Here is a 16,718-nt window from a genome sequence, read left to right on the forward strand (position 1 = left end):
CTGTGATCTTAGAAACGAAGCTTCATGCTTAATTGGTGCCCGGGTATAAGACTTGGAGTAGCGCTGATGCGATTTTGTTTCAGGCGAACGGTAAAATAGGCATCGAACGCAGAAAATACGTGATTGGCTATGAGAAGCAGGCTGAAATTGCGTCCGGTTCTGTAATTGTTATTGAACATGCCCGCGCGGTCAGCACCTTCCCAGAACAGCGGACTGGCATATGCACCGTTCCTGTCGATGAAAAAACGCTGGTTGTATAGAGCGCCCGTATGGCCCAGTGAATCATGGAAATCGTGATAATCTCTCCAGCCTGCCTGGTACTGGTAGTACTTGGAGATCAGTTCATAGTATTGCTGCGATCCGTAATCGGGAAGTACGTGCGAAAAATTGTTTGCTGTCAGGTCATCCGTCAGAATAAAGGGTGAATTGCGTTCTGCGTTCCGGAGCAGTGCCAGGCTTACAATCTGCCAGTCAATATCCGGATCAAAAGCGGCCGAAACCCCATTGAGCTGGGCGCGAAGCTGATCGATGTAGGGATTGCTGATGTCGTGCACATCGTGATACTCAACAAGCCAGGCGGCATACTGAACAACGCTCCAGTTTTGATCCGCCCACTGTTCATAGCTTCTCTCACCACGCCGGCCCCGGTTGCGGTATTCGATGGCGCCGTATATCGCAGCAGACTCAATGGCGAGAAAAATACCCGATTTTAACCAGTTTCTGTTTGCGGCCTGACCCAATCCCGGGATGACGGCTGATGCGGCAAACGACAGGCCCGCCCGGCTGCCGATTCTGTCTGCTATATCCGGCAGCGAGGCCTGAGAAAACGTAATGGAACCTGACAGGATGGAAGGCACCATGCGGTACATCTCTTTGCGCTCACTTTCACCGGCAGGCTCATTCTCCAACTGCAGTATATACGACCCGGTATTTTCCTGGCCCTGAAGAGCAGCGGCGCCCGCCAGGCAGAATACAAGGAACAGGAATGCAAAAGTGAGTGATTTCATAGTGAATCAAAGTCGAATGTAAGCCCAATATAGAAAAGAAATTCGCCACCGTATTGTGACCTGTTACCGGTATCCGTGCTGATAAATTCGGATGGAAATTCTATTTCAAATCGGTCGAAACCATATGAACCATTGATAAAAAGCTTCATGGGGAAGATATAATTTCGATTGAATGCCACCCGCAACTCGCCGCCTGCACCGCTCTTAAGGCGATTTCCGATGTTCAGCGGGCCGCCCCAGCCGTTGCCGGACTCTGCAAAAAGCCGAAGAAAAACTTTATCAATGGTATTGGCACCCGCCTGCGCAAATATACCCGTTCGAAGGGGGAAGATCAGGGAGCCGGTTAAAAAGGCGGTTGTCTGTCCTCCGATCGCAAAGTAGGGATAGGAGCGCATTCCCGCCAGGCCGCCCGTGTAGTCCAGGTAGAAGAAATCGGATGGCGAATTAAGATAGGTGAATGCGCGGCCCTGTATCAGTGCGGTGGTGAGGCCTGAAATGCCGAACCCGTAGCGCCCCTTCAGCTCAACCGATTGATTAACCGTTTTTTCATACACCGGGGATAAAATACCGTCATCCAGCTCAAAATTGCTAAGCAGATTGCCGGGCTGCAGCCTGTAGGCCACTGTTCCCCCAAGGCCTTTCGGGGCGATGTCGCTATGCCTGTAGGGTTCAAACAGCGAAGCGGTATAGGATGCCGTATAGGTTGTGGCCCGGAAATATTCTGATGTGGATCCCGGAATAAACTCATTGAACTCATTGGAAAAAAATCCGTCCGTTTGAACGCTGTAGGGAGAGTATGTTACGCCCAGTTCCGCAACGCTCCAGCGGTTCAGCTTACTCTTAAACCAAAGGCTGGCTTCCCAAACGGAGTACCGGATATCGATCCCCCTCTCGGCCGGCAGGCAGGAGGTGCACGGAAACTCTTCTATCAGCAGCCCGTCCCTGACATTGCGTTTCAGATTATAAAGTTCAAGGCTAATCGTAGGTGACCAGGAGCGCCTGATAAAGGGCAGTCCCCGGTGTTCCGCTATTAAAAAAAGATCCCTGTCCAGGTTATTGATCCTGTTGGGTGAAAAAAATCCGGACACCCCGTCGGCCGGTATGGAACCCGGCCCGATCAGTGCTCCTGCAAATAGTGACAGCCGCTCGGTGACATCCCTAGATGAGAGATAGACTCCCAGTTTTATGTCTCTGGCCAGATTTTCACCCAGCCTGCCAAACTCACCCTCCGTCAGCAGAGTGCGGTTGCTGCCCTTTAGCTTGGTATAGTTGTCAAAACGAACCACAGGGAAAACCGACAGTCCGGTTGTGGTCTGTTCGTAGGGTCGTTTGTCAATAACCGGCACGGCGGTTGGTTCATCCGTTGCTGCTCTGTTTGAGGCCGTAAACAGTTTCTGACCGGTGCGTACCCGGGGGAGAAGATCATCTGTGTCAGCAGGCACTGAATTTCTGAGCGGCAAGCTGGATATGTTATAGCCATTGGATCTGTATCCTGAAAAGTAGAGCGTGTTGTTATAAACATGAGGCATGAACGCGCCTCCCGGCACATTGGTCAGCTGTTCTGATGTGGCGTCAGCCAGATTCAAACGGTAGATATTGAAAATGCCGTTTATGTCGGCGGAGAAGTAGAGATATTCACCGTCAGCGTCCACCCATGGATCCCGTATATCAATCTCTTCGTTTACCAGTACCGGTTCAGCCCGGTCAAATGGTTCCCGGATTCTGAACAGGTTTTTGCTCCCCTCATCGGCGGCTGAAAAATAGATCGTTGAGCCGTCAGGATGCCACACGGGAGTGTACACGGTTTCAAAATCAGAGTAGCGGGTAAGTGTTCTTATTTCAGAGCCGTCTGTGTTGAGAAGTACCAGGTTTTGAGTGCCGGCACTCTGCTTAACGGCGGCTATGCGGTTTCCTTCCGGGTGCCACACAGGGTCCTGGATTCGCTGATCAAAAGTGATCTGCCGGGTGGATTCGTTTTCAATGTTAAAGAGATAAAGGTCCTGATACTGTTCACCGAACCGGTTTTTTTCAGCCCTGCTGTAAACTATACGTTCGCCATCGGGAGAGAATGAAAAACGATTCCCTATGTAGTCGATGGAAAAAGGTGATGCAACGCCATGGCGTGCCGGCGGGGTTGAGGTTGACTCCTCATTGTCAGGATCGCCTGAATCGTCCACATAGATGAGCCGGTCACCGTCGCGCAGTACCAGGGCAGTACGGCTGAAATCCCTGCCGCGGTTGGTGAGGTAGGCAAGCCGGCCGTCTACTCCGCTGAACTGGGGATAGAAGTTCAGAAAGCCGTCGTTTTCCACAATATCCGGCTCAGTTAAAGTCATTCCCTGCAGCTGTTTGCGGTATTCGCTGCGTTTCCGGTTCAGCCAGTCTCTATACAGGTTGCCGGCTTGGATACCGGTCGTATTTTCGATGGCATTGTGAAAATTATTCAGCCCGGCCGATGAGGATTCACGGGATATCTCCGCAACAATTCTGTCTCCGAATGTCTCAGTGAGGTACTTCACAAAAGAGTATCCCTGGTTGTAAACCAGTTCTCTCTCGAGGCTGTTTTTTGATGAAAAAACAGCCATTTCCGTAAGCCCCAGTTCAGAGCCATCCAGTATGCGCGTACGAAGAAGCATGTCGCGGTGGCTGTCCCAGCTGTCGTGGGAGATGGATTGCCGGATGTACTGGGCTGTGCCCTCGGCAAACCAGGCAGGTACACTGGTTGCGGACGACGGTAGAGTAATAAGGCCGTTCGGGAAACCATACAGAACGTCCGGCCTGCGTACATTTTCATAAGAGAGCCACTGAAAATAAATGGCCGGCAGGTGGCGCGACCGCTTCATGGAAACCCCAAGCTGTATCATATGCGTGAGCTCGTGGGCAACCACGTTTTCGATCCAGGAATGAGTGCCGCGAAACGGGGTATCCAGGGCGGGCAACCAGATTTCAATCTTATTGTCAAAGAAAAAAGCGGCTCCGTTTGAATAGTCTTCCCGGTCGCGAATCACAATGCTGAGCTTTCCGTCCGGTTCAAATTGATAAAGGCCGGTTATGGGATCATAAACCTTTTCAGCAGCATTCAGAACAGACACGGCTCCGGCCTCGCTTCCTTCCTGGTAGTGCACCAGAAAGTGCTCGCTCTCGATAGTAAACCAGGGAAGATGATTCTGGGGATAATCAAGAAGAGCAGGGGATGTTTGAGCGTCTGCCTCTCCGGCCGCTCCACACAGCATCAGCAGAAGCAGCAGTGCGCCGATGATGAAATGGGTGCTATGTTGACGGTCCGCAGTGATCATTTAACAATGGCTATAGATACCGTTTTGCTTTCTTTCTGTTGCGACGATTCCGCTGTAATTCTTGCAAAATAGGCCCCGCTCGCCCAGCCTGATGTGTCGATTCTGTGCTCTTCGGGCAGCCCGCCGCGGCTCCGGATCGTCTCGCTGTATACTTTTCGGCCGCTGATCGAGGTAATGGTGATTACAATTTCAGCTGGATTGCTGGTCTGGTACCTCAGCATGGTCTCGTCCCGTGCAGGATTGGGCCAGTTGTAGGTCTCATTGCGGTTTAAAAGCCCGAATTGGGGAGCCTGAACATCTGAAGCCCCGGTAAATCCTGAAATTTTATTGTTGTTTTCAGTGCCGTAGGCAGATGGCCAGAGCACATCCCGCATATTCTCAAACAGCCATACTTTCAGGTCGCCTCCATCTCCGAATGCCGCCAGGTACGGTCCGCTGATGGCCGGATACACAGGGGCAGAGCCGGGTACCGCAACAGGCCCCACGGTAAGCGGAAATCCTTCAGTGGGGGCGCCGTCGGATGTGTAGGCAAACAGAACTGACGAAAACCCGTTATCAGCACTTGCGATCAGGTTTTGTACGCCATCCGCATTTACATCTGCCGCCAGGGGCGTGCCATGCAACCGGTACCCTTCAGGCGGATATACCGGAAAGCCGTTCATGGTGGTTCCGTTCAGGTTGATGGCGGTCATCAGATTGTTTTCCTGATCTGTCAGTACAAAGTCGGGCAGCCCGTCTTTGTCGATATCAGCTATGGCAGGCCGGCTGAACGCATCGCCGGTGTATAGGATTCGTTCCGTCCGGTAATTATCATCAGGAGAGTAAACAGACAGCCTGTTACCGGTGAGAAGATAGAAATAGACCCGATTGTCATCCGTCCGGATCACGCCTGGATGCAGCCGTTCGTTTGGTTCAGACTGGTTCAGGTTGAATGATTCCGAGCCGCCCGGATAACGCAAAACCAGGGAAGAACCCGAAATGAGGGCCTGATAGCCGGTGCTTTCTGCTGATCTGCGAATAAAACCGTTTTCATCCTCCAGAAGCTGATCGCCTGCATAATTGTATCGGAAAACAGTACCCCCGAGATCAATCTGACGTCCTTCTGATTCGCTGATCCATGCCGGACTTTCAGGCAGGTCTAAAACAGTTTCAGTGGTGATTTCCGGTGTTGTGAGATCAAAGAGTAACAGGGTGCCCGGTTCCTGCGTACCGGAGGGCAGGCCCGCAGTAGCCAGCCGGTTGCCTGAGTCGTAAAGCAGCGGCTGCAGGCCGGATGTGTAGGATACGGGGTCTGCGGTAAAACCGGACGTGACAGGATCATAAATTAGAAATCCATTCGTGCCGGGCATCACAAACCGTTCCCTCCCGCCTGTGTCAAATGGAATCATGGACAGGGGATAGGCGCTGTAATATGCATCCGACCGGTTCATCCGTACAGTCAGTGGAAAATTCTCCCTGGAATCGATGAGTTGGTACAGATTCGGGAATGGATCTGCAGGGGCGATCTCAAAAGCCGCTTCCGGTATATTGTCAGAGAAGTTCAGAAGTTCAAAAGGAGATGGAGTGCCTGCATGACTGCTGTTATCCGGTGTGGTGTCTGGTCCGAATCGATTCTGATACAGTGTGAATTGTCCCCCCGCAGATACAACGGTTGCGTTATTGCCGCTCCACCAGAAGTCGTAGGGAGAACCGTTAACCGGATTTTCAGAGAGGCCGATGGCTACCCGGCGCCCGATGTCCTGTGCACCGTCTGCCTCCATAAGTTTTACGCCGCGGCGGTCAGGATCATTATTGATGGCATTCTCAGGCTCTTTTTCTCTGATTACCGCTTCATCGATATGCCAGATCAGAATGCCTCCGTTCAGTTCAACCGGTTCGGGTGATTCCGGATTCGACCGGTCCAGTCCGCCAGGCAGTGCAAAATCGAAGTGCGATACGTCTTCAATGACCCCGGCCTCGAGCAGTGCATCAAAACCGGGCTCCTGGTTTACAAACGCTTCATCGCTGTTTGTAAATGTGGCTGTGGCGACGCTTCCGTCAGGTTTTCGAATGGTGAGTGTTATACCGTTTCCCAATGGATCTCTGTGCCTGTTTTCAATCAGAAAGTACTCACCGGATGAGATTGGAATCTTATAGATTCTCTGGCTGAGGCCCGGCGCGTCGGCTGGGAGTGTAAGAGTGGCAGATTCACTGTAAGCCAGCTCGATGGGTTCAGCCCAACCCAGGCGTATCTTTTCCCAGGCAGAAAGCGCCGGGGGGAAAAGCCCATTGTAGGCAAAAATGGATGCACCGTCCATCAGGCCAAACCTGCCGATACCCGATTCTCCCGTTTCGGTATTGAAGAGGTCGGGGAGTCCAAGGTGACTGCCAAGCTGAGCCGCCAGCATCCCATTGATGGAGAGAGGCACCAAAAACCGATTGCCTGTTACGTCTGTTCCGGCACGCGTCTGAGTTCTGGGGATAATGAGTGAATTGTTCACAATAACACTCCCATTGTCGATGGGTATCCCTGTAAATGACGGGTCAGCCAGCAGAGACGAGAGCGCATCCCTGTCGAGATAAACAGAGGGAATATCCTGGGGTGTGCGGTCGAGAGTGGTACCCGTCAGCTTAATATCCCTGCCGATACCGGCATGAAAAATTACAAATGCAGTGCGGATGTCACCCTGAGAGAATTCTTCCAGCGGGAGATCGCCGGACCCGGCAACCAGGCTCCACGCGTCCGTTACAAGCCGTGCAAGCGGAGTCAGTTCAGGATCAGTTCCCGTATCGGTGTAATTTTCCATGGGTTCGGGCAATCGGTACACGTCAGGAAGCACGGTGTAGCTGATCGAGAGCCGTGAATCGGACATACGGCGGTAGTAGTTACTTACAAACTCCAGATGAGACTCAAAATAGGCCCGGTTATGCGGTAAAGCATCAACGGAGGTGCCGGGATTTTCAAGGTAGGGTATGGCTCCGGGTTCAAACGTGCCGTTGCCGGACGTGAAACGATTGTCATCGGGCTGAAATTCAGCCATGATTGCAACGATGTGAAGGTTGCCCTCAACGGGAGGGGGAAGAGTCTGAGCTCGAAGGAGAGAGGGCGTTAGCTGAAGGACCGCGAGACATAAAAAAAGCAGTGGCATTCCTGACATACCACTGCTGCATTTTTTTTCGCCGGCCATCTACATGGGATCTAAATCAGAAATTAACCAGTACACTCAGGCGGATGGTATTCGCCAGAGGGTGATCTTCCTCAAGCGTGTAGATGTAGCTGAAATCGAATCCAAATATGTTGTATTTAAGGCCGGCACCCAGCGTGATGAATTCACGGTTGCCGTTTTCAGGATTTTCGTAGTAATAACCGCTTCTGAGCGCAAAAAGGTTGTTATACCAGTATTCAAGGCCGAATCCGAACATAAGCTGTTCTGCGAGGCTGAGTGATACAATTTCGCCCGTGCCGTTGTTGCGTTCCAGACTTCCCCATGAATTGAAGAGTGCCTCAACAACACCCATTGGCTCGAATGTGGCATTGTCGGGATCATTGGGATCCTGAAGCCGCTCGTTGCGGGCCATGATTTTGGAAATGTCATTGGAAAACGTAAGGGTATTCATTCCCATTTCATCCAGGTCCATGGTGTACGCCCAGCCTGCTCTGAGAACGGTCGGCAGCGGATCTTTCTGTGCATTGTCGGTGTACTGAATGCCCGGGCCGATATTCGACAAATTGAAACCTGCATTGATGGAGGCTTCCCGGTTGGCTACGGTAAATGAGTTGCTTTTGTAAAGGCCTGCAATATCGATCCCAACACTAGAGCCGGGATTGATCTGCTGCCCGCTTACGCTTCCGTCGGCGAGAGAGCTGTAGATGTAGCGAAGGCCGGTTCCAAGTGCAAAATTATCAGAAATCCGGAATCCGTAGGAGAGACCGGCTGTAATCTCATAACTGTTGAATCTGCCAAGTTCCAGGCCCGCTTCGTCGGTGCGCGTCTGTTCTCCCAGATTCAAAAAAGTGATGTGTCCGCCGATAGTGCCTACTCCGTCGATATAATATGTTCCAACCAGGTAGTCGTAAAAAAGGTCTGCGTTAAAAGCGGGAAGCCAGTTGGCATGTGTGATGCTAATCTGATTCTGATCCTGAAAAGCCAGCCCGGCCGGATTCCAGAAAATGGCTGATGCATTGTCAGCAATTGCGACCCCGGTATTTCCCATGCCGGCACCGCGAGAATCGGGCTCTATCTGAAGAAATGGAACCGCCGTAATGCCAACCTGCGCATTTGCAGTTCTTGAAAAGCTGAATATAAATACGATGAGTAGTAGGGTGGATAAAACTTTTTTCATTTTTCTAAACTGGTTTACTGCAAATATAGCATGAAAACGCAATCAGTATCATTTGATTGCATGAAATTTATGTTGCCGTTTCGACCCTTTTAAGGTTACGCTGATAAATCCGTCTGTTTTTATGCCGGATGATAATCGAATGTAAGGACGATCACCGAATCGTTTCGTAACAAAAAAGGGATCTGTAGCTATTTATAATAGGCGAAAAAGGTTGGTTTTTTCTTTCATGCACTACCAGGATAAAAATGATCCTGCAGCTTACTGTACCTGAATTATGAACCGAAATAATTACTTTTGTTTGACTTTGAAATGATACACCCCCCGCTCTTAAAATGCAACTCATTTTAAAGGCAATGTAAAAGAAACAGTCTTTTACAGCATTTCAACGACTAGAGCCGATGCACCACCGCCACCGTTGCATATTCCTGCGCAGCCGAGTTTCCCTCCAGTTCTGCGCAGCGCATGAAGAAGCGTCACCACGATTCGGGCACCTGAACAACCGATGGGGTGGCCTATACTGACCGCACCACCGTGGATGTTTACTTTATCGGGATTCAGTTCCAGAATCTGGTTGTTTGCCAGGGAAACCACAGAAAAGGCTTCATTGATTTCAAAAAGGTCGATATCCTCCTTGCTGACACCCGCTCTTTTTAGCGCAATCGGTATGGCATCTGCCGGTGCGGTGGTGAACCATTCCGGTGCTTTTGCTGCACTGCCATGGCTCAGGATTCTGGCCAGGGGCTGCAGACCCAGTTCACCGGCTTTCTCTTCACTCATCAGCAGCACACCGGCTGCACCGTCATTGATACTGCTTGCATTGGCCGCAGTGATGGTTCCTTCTTTGTCAAACACCGGTCTGAGTGATGGTATTTTGTCGAACTTGACGCGTTCAAGCTCTTCATCCATTTTTACTTCCGTTACGTTGCCGCGCCGGTCTTTAACTTTCATCGTAATGATCTCATCGTCAAACCAGCCGTTTTCGTGTGCTGCAATGGCACGCTTGTACGACGTGATGGCAAACTCATCCTGCTCTTCGCGGGATATATTGCACTCTTTGGCGCATATTTCACCGGCATTACCCATATGGAAATCATTATAGACGTCCCAAAGTCCGTCCGTAATGATACCGTCAAGAGCCTGAACGTGTCCCAGTTTGGACCCGAAGCGCTGCTTTGGAAGGTAATAAGGTACATTGCTCATGCTCTCCATACCGCCTGCAAACATGATGTCGTTCTGTCCCAGTGCGATCTGATCGGCCGCAATCATAATTGCCCTGGTGCCTGAGGCGCATACTTTATTCACGGTTGTGGCCGGTGTACGCTCACTGAGGCCGGCTTCCATGGCCGCCTGACGCGCAGGAGCCTGACCGATGCCTGCTGTGAGAACATTTCCAATCACCACTTCTTCAATATCGTCCGGTTTGATGCCCGCTTTTTTCACCAGTTCGTAAATAACCGAAGAGGCAAGTTCGGGGGCGGAAAATGAGGATAAACTGCCTCCAAATGATCCTATGGGTGTCCGTTTCGCAGCTACAATTACAACATTTCTCATAACGTTAGGGTAGATTTTTTTTTGATATTAAAAAGCCTGTTCAAGATCGCCGATCAGGTCTTCTGAATCTTCAATGCCGACCGATAGACGGATCAGGGAATCCATCAGACCTGCTTTTTCCCGCACCTCTTTGGGTATAGATCCGTGCGTCATGGATGCGGGATGGCTGATCAGTGATTCCACGCCACCAAGGCTTTCTGCAAGGGTAAAAATACGGGTTTTACTCATAAAAGAGTTGGCAGCATCCATCGAGTCGTCCTTCAGGGTGAAAGAGACCATAGCACCGAAATCATTCATTTGCCTGGCTGCCAGTTCATGCTGTGGATGCGTCTTCAGGCCGGGGTAATACAGCAGGTCAACATCGGGGTGACCCGACAGGTATTCAGCGATCTCCTTTGCGTTTTCCACGGATCTCTGGACTCGCACATGAAGTGTCTTAATTCCTCTCAGAATCAGGTAGCAGTCCATCGGGCCGGGAACAGCTCCGGTTGTTTTAACCTGAAAACGAAGTTTTTCCATCAGGTCCTTGTCGGAGCTGGCTACCGCACCGCCTATGGCATCCGAGTGCCCGCCAAGATATTTGGTGGTGGAGTGCATCACTGCGTCCGCCCCCAGGTCGAGGGGCCGCTGCAGATAAGGAGAAGCAAAGGTGTTATCAACCATGCTCAGGGCCCCGGCTTTATGGGCTATTTTTGAAACGGCCTCTATATCAATGATACGCAGCAGGGGGTTGGTAGGCGTTTCAATCCAGATAAGTCGTGTATTGGATGTAACGGCACTTTCCACCTCCTCCGTCCGCGTCATGTCAACAAAGGAAAAATCAATGCCATAAGGTTCAAAAACCTGTGTAAAAAGCCTGTAGGTACCGCCGTAAAGGTCATTGGTGGAAATCACGTGATCACCCGGCTTCAGGGTTTTAAGAATCGCGTCAATAGCGGCTACACCGCTGGAGAAACAGGCACATTCATCCGCATTTTCCAGCCCTGCGATCAGTTTTTCAAGCGCAGTTCGTGTCGGGTTGCCCACCCGGGCATAATCATATCCTTTATGAATATTGGGTGATTCCTGCGCATAGGTGGATGTGTGAAATACGGGCGGCATCACGGCTCCGGATGTTTCTTCCGGTTGCTGCCCTGCGTGTATTGCCTTCGTGTTGAATTTCATCATGTTTTACAGATTGTAGGTGCGTTCCAGTGTATCGGCCTCATCGTCCATTCCCAGATCACGATATACATCATAGAGGGTTTGTATATACTCTCTGTTTTCGGGATGATTTTCTGCCAGTTTTTCGAGCGGAGGTATGGCCTTCTGAAGGTATTCTGCCTGCAGCGACTCCAGCTCTTCACGATACTCCTCGCCTGCCAGTACCGAGAGGTCATTAAATCTGTCAGAACTGTTCATAAATATCACGGCACTTCGATAGAGCTGATCTTCGGTAAGCGGCAGGCTCTCCTGCAACCCCGTCAGCAGTTCATCGATCTCTTCAGCCATTCCACGGAGATCTGAAAGCTGTTCACGGCCGGGTGCGGCAGGCTGATTGGCGGATTCCTGCAGTTCTTCGACGCTCCTGCTGAACCTGTAATAGAGCTGAACGGCAAGAGCTTCGCGATATTCAAAGCGTGTTTCATACTCCTCAGCGAGGTTTCTGAGTATGGATATGGCTTCATCATGCTCATTGTTCAGCATCAGCGCATTGGCCAGTCCGTGCCTTATATAATCTTCTTCAGGATACTGCTCGGAAAGCGTACGGTACAGGCTGATTGAACGTTCGATATCTCCTGATTCAAGGTAAAGATAGGCAAGCCGTTCCCTGAGTTCGCTGTTATCTGAGCCGGGTATCTGCAGTGCAGTGTTGAGGGTTTCTATGGCCGATGTGAGGTCTCCGCCCAAGTAGTAGGTGTTGGCTAGCAGGTTATAGGTGCTGAGGCTGTCGGGCCGCAAAATGATGGCATTTTCAAAATGAGCGCTGATCCGGTCTCTGTCAACAGACTCTGTTTCAGCGGCATCCCTGGAAGACTGAAGAAGCTCAACACCGGAGGCCTGTTCGATACTCCATGCCCTGCTTATCACCTCCTCAACCCCGTCTACGCTTTCCGTACCCCTCTGCACACTATTTTCGTGCAGTTCCCGAATGTTTCGATAGTAGGGCTTTCGGAGAAGTGGGTCATCCGCATTCTGCGAAAGGGTAAAAAGAAGATCCGCCTTCTGCTCCTGTAGTTCAGCATCATCCGGATTATCGCTCAGCAGATCATTGATCGAGTCGAGCTGTCTGCTTATTTCTGCGTTTGTGGCGGGACCCTTCTGACGGGGTTCATTGCCGGTGATTCCAAGCTGCGCACAGGATGAGATAAAAAAAAGCCCGAAGACAATCCCAGTTAATACCGGGATTGTCTTTCGGGTTTGAATGTAGGTCATAAGTATAGTCAAGCTCAATTAAAGACCCGCTTTCTCCATGGCTTCCATTGCTTTCTCTTCCATTCCAAGTGTAGTGTAAACCTGGAAAAGAGACTGCCAGTTTTCGGTATCTTCAGGATTAAGTTCTGCAGCGCGTTCGTAATAAATCAGCGCTTCCTGAAGGTTTTGGCGGGCACGCTCATCAAGCTGCTGAGCAAGCTCATTGTCCTCGGTGTTATTTCGCCGCTCAAAGAGACTTGCTGCACGGTTCTGGTAGATAATTCCAAGAATGGAATTCGCGGATTCACTGTCAGGCTCAAGTTCTACAACACGCTTCATTTCGCGAATGGAGATTTCTGTCAGTTCATCCATCTCCTGTTCCAGTTCTGAGATGCGGTCCTGCAGTTCGGCAAGTTCATTTTCAAGCTGTGCGCGATTGTTTACGTTCACATCATCGATTTCGCGACGCAGTTCGAAAGCCTCTTCGTATAGCTCTGTAACTTCATCAGAAATAGCGGTTACTCTTTGATAGACCTGTGTTCCGAGTACGCGTCTGTACTGAGGATTGTCAGGTTCATCTGCAATAAGGCCCTCAATGAGTTCAATGGCACGATCCTGTTGTCCGGTCTGCAAGAAGGCGTCCGCGAGGAGCTGTACAAAGATGGACTCTTCCGGATAAATTTCCATGGCTTCCTCTGCATACATCACAGCCCTGTCGTAGCTCTCCTGGTAGAGCAGGATGCTGATCATGTATTCATAGTCATCCACAGCAGGAGGATCGAGCATCTCCATGGCTGTTTCGTAGTTTTCAACAGACTGATCAACCATACCGTTGTTGAACTGAACTGAGGAAAGCACAATATAGCCGAGTGCGCTGTCGGGCTGAATGGTTATTGCATTCTGAAAGTGCGCAATTGCGGTTTCGCCGGGCTGCTCGAGAGTAGCCGCTATACTGTCGTTATTAACGATGTTGACACCGCTGTTAAATTCTTCCGCCCAATAGAACGTGATGCTCTCTTCCATCTGGCCATACTCATCGGGACGCTCTTCCAGTCCCTGCATGAGTTCTTCAGCGGTATTAAAGGAGGCCCTTGCCTGCTCATAGAGATCTTTTCTCTGGCGGGGATCATTCAGTGTTTCGGCCTGGCTTACCAAGACTTCGCCTTTATAATAGTGAGCAATGTAGTTGTTGGGATCTTCATCAATTGCCGCATTAACAGCATCAAGCGCCTGCTGGTATTCGCCGGTTACCATAAACAGCTGCACTTCATTCACTAATGGGTCCGTGGCTTCGCACGCCCAAAGCATACCTGCAGCTGCAATTATGAACAATAATGGTTTAAAACGTTTCATAAATAGTGACTATCAGTTCGTGATTGGTTATCAGATATATATCATGTTAAAAGTAACCATATAAAGCACCTTCCGCAATAATGGTATCTTCTCCCGCAGCTGATTTTTGTTTCATGATAATCGATCTGCAGGACCTATATTTAAGTGAGTTCGATTTAAAAAATGGAACTCAAAAGTCTCCTTTGCCCGTAGGGTTGCCTATGGTGAAGGTGAAGAGTCCGGCCCGGCTGTTGTGGCGGAGGAGGGAGACGACCGGTCCCGATCGGGATCTCTGTGGGGTTGAGCGTTGATTTGATTCAAACAATTAAATTTAAGCACTACGCCCACTATGTAACATCTCTCCCCGCCTGCGAGGCGGTACTCCCTTCAGGGAGACGACCGTTAACCTCCGTCAGCTGACGGAGAGACACTTTACGATAAATCTTATGTCGAACGGACGTTATATTAAACCCGGTTTAAATATATTGTTTCACTGAAAATCAGATTTCTTATGTCAAAGCAAATTGTATCCACGGATAAAGCACCCGCAGCTATAGGGCCCTACAGCCAGGCTGTAATTTTTAACGGAATCGTCTACTGCTCGGGACAAATCGCCCTTATTCCGGAAACAATGGAAATTGTTGAAGGAGGTATTGAAGAGCAGACGGAACAGGTTATGAAAAACCTTTCGGAAGTACTGAGGGCAGCCGGAAGTGATTTCAGCAATGTATTGAAATGTACCATCTACCTGGCCAGTATGGACGATTTCATTGTTGTTAACGGAATCTACGGGGCCAGTTTTCCGGAGAATCCTCCGGCGAGGGAGACGGTTGCGGTGAAAACACTGCCCAGGAACGTATTGGTTGAGATCAGCTGCATTGCCAGCGTGTAGTTTATCAAAAAGGCAGATTGCCAGGGTGTCCGGCTCCGGGAGGGTAAGTCACTATTGGGGAGCACGAAGTGTTGCACTTCCGGTTCGGCTGTTGCCCACACCGTCAAAAACTTCATAAGTAATCTCGTTTGAGGCATCGGGTGTAAATTCAGGGTGGTAATAGATGAGCCAGTCGCGGTCAGGATCATACTCAATAATGCCTCTCTCTCCGTTAATCAGAATCGTCGATTTTCTGTAGTTAATGCCGCTGTCCCTGTCAACCGTAGGGATGACCAGGATATGCTGGCCGGCAAGGTTTTTTTTGAAAGAGGGAGTACCTGTCCAGGGAGCTCTGTTATCCCGGTCAAGCCTGAGGTCACGGATCCGGGTTAACCCCGCCCTGAGCACACCGCCCGATACCCGTGAGGGTATAAAAGACTCCCGGTCTCTGTTATGGTCAATTTCGTACAGTGCCAGTCCGTCCTGATTTCTCATGTTGTCAGGGAGGATCATATTCAGTATCACAGGCTGCTGCAAAGGCAGATCGGTGGGCGAAAAAGCTACGCTCAGATCACCCGAAGCGGGGTTTTCGCTGATGCTTACCTTTACATCCAGCGAGTCAAAAAGAGAAGCCTCAGAGAATTGCAGCCAGAGTTTCTGGTTGGGAGTATGTAAAATATCATACTCTCCGGGCGCTATTGTCTTTCTGGCCGACATCCGTTCAGCAGAAACAAGAACCGGCTGAGATGATGCCTGCGTTGTAACCGAAAGGCCGGACGAAGAAGAAGCCAGCAACAGATTCGATAACCGTTTAAAATCCGTATCCCATCGGTAAAGGGGGTAGGGGTTTTGAAATTCGAAAGACGGATATGCAGGAATGTAGACTCCGTCAGACAGTGGCTTATCCACTGAAGCCGTGGAGCGGACAGTCAATCCCGCGGTGCTTTCATTTCCGTAAATATCCCTGGCCACTATCTGCAGTTCGTGCGTTCCCTCCGGAAGGTCCAGAACACCCTCATTAACTGATTTACTGTAAAACGGAAGGCGGTTGGCTGAAACCTTATAGAGCCTTTGATAGCCCCTGCGGGTTTGCGATAAAATAGGATAGGAACGGTCAAGAAACATGTTGTTGCCATTGGCAAAACTGAAATAGTCGGCGGTTGCTTTAAACAGTGTATCAGATTCCGACACCAGCACCAGGGAGTGCACTGCATAGACGTTCGGTGTGCGGTTTGCGCGGTCGTGAACATTCACAGCCAGCCCTGCAGGACCAGAAACCGTGATTTCCCCGAAATGATATGCGCCGTTTTCATTCCGGACAGGGATTACAGAGTGGCCGGTTCGGTGAAGGGTACCGGAATCGAGGTACTCCACGGCAAGCCTTGAAAAAACGGGAGGCAGGTTATCTGCCACGCTGAGATTTGAAAGCAGCGGATTAATCGGTGTATAGTCCGGGGAACGGATCTCAAAATGCAGGTGTGGCGGGCCAACGCCTGTTGAGCCCGAAAAACCGATAACATCTCCCTGTTTGTAATAGATTTGCTGCTGACGGGGGTAGTGGTCCAGTTCAAAGCGGTAATCGATCAGCCTTATGGAGTCGGCGTAGGCCTGCAGGTCCGGCTCAAACCTGTTCAGATGGGCATAGACGGTGAAAGAACCGTCAGCATGGCGCAGATAAATCACATTTCCATATCCGCTGGGACCCATTCCGATACGGTAAACATAGCCGTCGCGGGCTGCAAAAACCTTGTATCCTTCCCGGCCCCAAGTCCGGATGTCAATTCCCGAATGCAGGTGCGCGGATCTTGTTTCAGCGAAAGTTGAGGAGAGGTACCTGCTGGCGTCGGTGGGCCAGATGTAGGTAACCGAATCGGTTAAAAATTCAGTTGGTGCATTCTGAGCATATACTGCATGAACAGATAACAGGCAGAACAACACACTCAA

General features: G+C 50.4%; 10 protein-coding genes. 1 reads left to right on the forward strand and 9 read right to left on the reverse strand.

Annotated features, from left to right (window positions below; genetic code table 11):
• Positions 1 to 8: 8 nt before the first annotated feature.
• The 8 genes from DDZ15_RS06870 to DDZ15_RS06905 all read right to left on the reverse strand — a co-directional run bounded on the left by DDZ15_RS06870 (position 9) and on the right by DDZ15_RS06905 (position 13,924).
• Positions 9 to 1,007 (reverse strand): hypothetical protein, encoded by a 999-nt coding sequence (locus DDZ15_RS06870; RefSeq protein ID WP_109646336.1) that lies wholly within the window; start codon positions 1,005 to 1,007, stop codon positions 9 to 11.
• A complete protein-coding gene (locus tag DDZ15_RS06875; protein ID WP_242978916.1) occupies positions 1,004 to 4,303 on the reverse strand; it encodes a hypothetical protein in 3,300 nt (1,099 codons plus the stop codon). The genes DDZ15_RS06870 and DDZ15_RS06875 overlap by 4 nt, the downstream gene beginning before the upstream one ends.
• Positions 4,300 to 7,470 (reverse strand): T9SS-dependent M6-like inactivated metalloprotease, encoded by a 3,171-nt coding sequence (locus DDZ15_RS06880; RefSeq protein WP_109646337.1) that lies wholly within the window; start codon positions 7,468 to 7,470, stop codon positions 4,300 to 4,302. The genes DDZ15_RS06875 and DDZ15_RS06880 overlap by 4 nt, the downstream gene beginning before the upstream one ends.
• Before the next feature lie 16 nt (positions 7,471 to 7,486).
• Positions 7,487 to 8,626 (reverse strand): type IX secretion system outer membrane channel protein PorV, encoded by a 1,140-nt coding sequence (gene porV / locus DDZ15_RS06885; protein WP_109646338.1) that lies wholly within the window; start codon positions 8,624 to 8,626, stop codon positions 7,487 to 7,489.
• Positions 8,627 to 8,998: 372 nt separating this feature from the next.
• Positions 8,999 to 10,177, reverse strand: coding sequence for an acetyl-CoA C-acyltransferase (locus DDZ15_RS06890; protein WP_109646339.1), 1,179 nt, complete (start codon positions 10,175 to 10,177; stop codon positions 8,999 to 9,001).
• Positions 10,178 to 10,204: 27 nt separating this feature from the next.
• Positions 10,205 to 11,341, reverse strand: coding sequence for a cystathionine gamma-synthase (locus tag DDZ15_RS06895; RefSeq protein ID WP_109646340.1), 1,137 nt, complete (start codon positions 11,339 to 11,341; stop codon positions 10,205 to 10,207).
• A 6-nt stretch (positions 11,342 to 11,347) separates the two neighbouring features.
• On the reverse strand, positions 11,348 to 12,592 hold the full coding sequence (locus DDZ15_RS06900) for a tetratricopeptide repeat protein (protein WP_109646341.1): 1,245 nt from the start codon (positions 12,590 to 12,592) through the stop codon (positions 11,348 to 11,350).
• Between the two features lie 18 nt (positions 12,593 to 12,610).
• Positions 12,611 to 13,924 carry a tetratricopeptide repeat protein gene (locus DDZ15_RS06905; RefSeq protein ID WP_109646342.1) on the reverse strand — a complete coding sequence of 438 codons (1,314 nt, stop codon included), beginning with the start codon at positions 13,922 to 13,924 and terminating at the stop codon, positions 12,611 to 12,613.
• A gap of 490 nt (positions 13,925 to 14,414) precedes the next feature.
• Between DDZ15_RS06905 and DDZ15_RS06915 the strand changes: the two genes are divergently transcribed.
• Complete coding sequence (locus DDZ15_RS06915; RefSeq protein WP_109646344.1) at positions 14,415 to 14,795, forward strand: RidA family protein; 381 nt, start codon at positions 14,415 to 14,417, stop codon at positions 14,793 to 14,795.
• A 51-nt stretch (positions 14,796 to 14,846) separates the two neighbouring features.
• On the opposite strand, the gene DDZ15_RS06920 is transcribed toward DDZ15_RS06915, so the two are convergent.
• Positions 14,847 to 16,712, reverse strand: coding sequence for a M23 family metallopeptidase (locus DDZ15_RS06920; RefSeq protein WP_242978940.1), 1,866 nt, complete (start codon positions 16,710 to 16,712; stop codon positions 14,847 to 14,849).
• Positions 16,713 to 16,718: the final 6 nt, after the last annotated feature.

The sequence above is a fragment of the Rhodohalobacter mucosus genome, assembly GCF_003150675.1.
GTDB classification, from domain to species: Bacteria; Bacteroidota; Rhodothermia; order Balneolales; family Balneolaceae; genus Rhodohalobacter; species Rhodohalobacter mucosus.